The sequence below is a fragment of the Metabacillus niabensis genome (genome assembly GCF_902829255.1).
Taxonomy (GTDB): Bacteria; Bacillota; Bacilli; order Bacillales; family Bacillaceae; genus Metabacillus; species Metabacillus niabensis.
Genome location: NZ_CADEPK010000399.1, coordinates 1 through 2,246 on the forward strand (window position 1 = coordinate 1; position 2,246 = coordinate 2,246).

Annotated in this window: 3 protein-coding genes; 2 read left to right on the forward strand and 1 reads right to left on the reverse strand. The window is 37.0% G+C overall.

Annotation, left to right across the window (positions count from 1 at the left end; translation table 11 throughout):
• A partial coding sequence (locus HU235_RS22525) for a 2-hydroxyacid dehydrogenase (RefSeq protein WP_325100954.1) occupies positions 1 to 989 on the forward strand: 989 nt, incomplete at its 5' end.
• 28 nt (positions 990 to 1,017) lie between these two features.
• Here the strand turns inward: HU235_RS22525 and HU235_RS22530 are convergent.
• Complete coding sequence (locus HU235_RS22530; protein ID WP_170944258.1) at positions 1,018 to 1,194, reverse strand: SE1832 family protein; 177 nt, start codon at positions 1,192 to 1,194, stop codon at positions 1,018 to 1,020.
• Positions 1,195 to 1,425: 231 nt separating this feature from the next.
• Between HU235_RS22530 and HU235_RS22535 the strand changes: the two genes are divergently transcribed.
• Positions 1,426 to 2,061, forward strand: coding sequence for a bifunctional 4-hydroxy-2-oxoglutarate aldolase/2-dehydro-3-deoxy-phosphogluconate aldolase (locus HU235_RS22535; protein ID WP_095298700.1), 636 nt, complete (start codon positions 1,426 to 1,428; stop codon positions 2,059 to 2,061).
• Positions 2,062 to 2,246: the final 185 nt, after the last annotated feature.

Genomic DNA, 2,246 nt, shown 5'->3' on the forward strand with positions numbered 1-2,246 from the left:
ATACACATGAAATTTTAGGAGTGGAGAATGTGAAGCAAAAGGTAATTGTTTATCGAAAAGTACCAAATGATATTATAGAAAATTTAACATCTCAGTTTGAGGTCGTTTATTTTGAACGTTTACATGATGGGAATTATCAAGAGTTTCTCAAGGAGCTTCAAACAGCTGATGGCTTATTAGGAGCAAGCATGAAAATGAATCAAGAATTATTAGAGATGGCACCAAATTTAAAAATCATTTCAAATATATCTGTAGGATATGACAATCTTGATATGAATGAGCTCCGCAGAAGAGGAATTAAAGCGACAAATACGCCAGGTGTATTAGTTGATACGACAGCTGATACGATTTTTGGGCTACTACTTGCAACAGCAAGACGAATTCCTGAGCTTGATCATTATGTGAAAAATGGGGAGTGGTCTGGGACAATTGGCGAGAGTTTATTTGGTGTTGATGTTCATCATAAAACTCTCGGAATTATCGGAATGGGCAGTATCGGTAGAGCGATTGCAAAGCGGGGCCATTTTGGCTTTGATATGAACATTTTGTATCATAATCGTTCACGCAAGGAAGAAATTGAAAATGAATTTTCTGCAGAGTATTGTGAGCTTGCCGACTTGTTAAAGAACTCTGATTATGTTTGCTTAATGACGCCGTACACACCAGAAACCGATAAAATGATTGGAGAGCGTGAATTACGCTTAATGAAACGCTCAGCGATTTTTATAAATGGTTCAAGAGGAAAAAACGTTGATGAACAAGCCCTTATAAAGGCACTTAAAGAGCAGTGGATTTTGGCAGCTGGTCTAGATGTTTACGAACAGGAGCCAATAGCGAAGGAGAACCATTTGCTAGCCTTACCGAACGTAGTTACCTTGCCACATATCGGTTCAGCAACAAAGGAAACGAGAGATAAGATGGCAAGATTAGCAGCTGATAATTTAATTGCTGGATTAACAGGAAATGTCCCACCAAATCTAATAAAGTAAAAGGTGGGGAATTTCCTGTCCCACTTTATTACAGGCTAGCTAGCCTCGTTCGATAGGTTGTTAAATCCTTTTCGATTTCGCTTAATTTTGCCTCAAGCTTATCAATCGAATGTCCTGTCGACTCTAGCTTTTCAATATCTCCTTGAATTTTAATATATTCCAATTTTAACTCTTCTATTTTTTGATTAAGCTCTTGTTTATCCATATTAGCAGCATCCTTTCAAAGTGATCAAACTAGTTTAAGTGTATCAAATTTTTCCTAGCAGTTCATGTAATCATATGGAGGAATCATTCATTCAGCAGTAAAAGGTAGTAAATGAACAAAAAAGTACATTTTCTTGTAAAAAAATGTAGAGAAAATGATGATACCTCTATATACTATTCGGTAGAGAACGAATTTTTTTGAATTTTTAATCATAGGGTAGGGGGAAATAATATGAGTCATATTGAAATCATTCAAGAAACAGGGGTAGCCGCGGTTATTCGCGGTGCGACAAAGGATAATATTATTCAAATTGCAAAGGCGTTAAGCGATGGTGGCGTAAAAGTATTAGAGATAACCGTCGAAACACCAGGTGCATGTGCAGCCATTGAAAAAGCATCACAAGAGTGTAATGACGTGCTTGTAGGAGCTGGAACTGTACTTGATGCTGAGACAGCAAGAACGGCGATTATGTCTGGTGCGAAATTTATTTTTTCACCGACAACTAATCGAAAAACGATCGAAATGGCCAAAAGATATGGGGTTGTTAGCATCCCAGGTGCATTAACACCGACAGAAATTTTAACCGCTTACGAAAGTGGCGCAGATATGATCAAAGTATTTCCTGCAAATGTTTTCGGGCCAAGCTATATAAAAGATATTCACGGTCCTCTTCCGCAAATTCCAATCATTTCAACTGGTGGAATTACGATAGATAATGCTGGGGATTACATAAAAGCAGGTGCAGTTGGGGTCGGTGTTGGAAGCTCATTAGTAAATACGAAAAAAGAGTTAACAGAGACATACTTACAGGAAATAACAGCAACTGCTGCTAGATTTATCGATGCCGTAAGAGAAGCAAGAGGATAGTATTTAAAGCTAATTACCCGTAGGGATATTATGTCCCTATGGGTTTTTTATGCTGGAATAGTTTTTTTATGAAAAAATGTTTGTTTTTGTTCATAATTGTTCTATAATTAAAAAATCAAATTGGTTTTTACGGGGGATTTTAGATGCTTTCAGTTGAGCGGCATGAAAAAATATTGGAACAATTA

Coding starts and splice junctions, on each gene's coding strand:
- HU235_RS22530 (WP_170944258.1), bottom strand. CDS start 1,194: ATGGATAAACAAGAGCTTAATCAAAAAATAGAAGAGTTAAAATTGGAA.
- HU235_RS22535 (WP_095298700.1), top strand. CDS start 1,426: ATGAGTCATATTGAAATCATTCAAGAAACAGGGGTAGCCGCGGTTATT.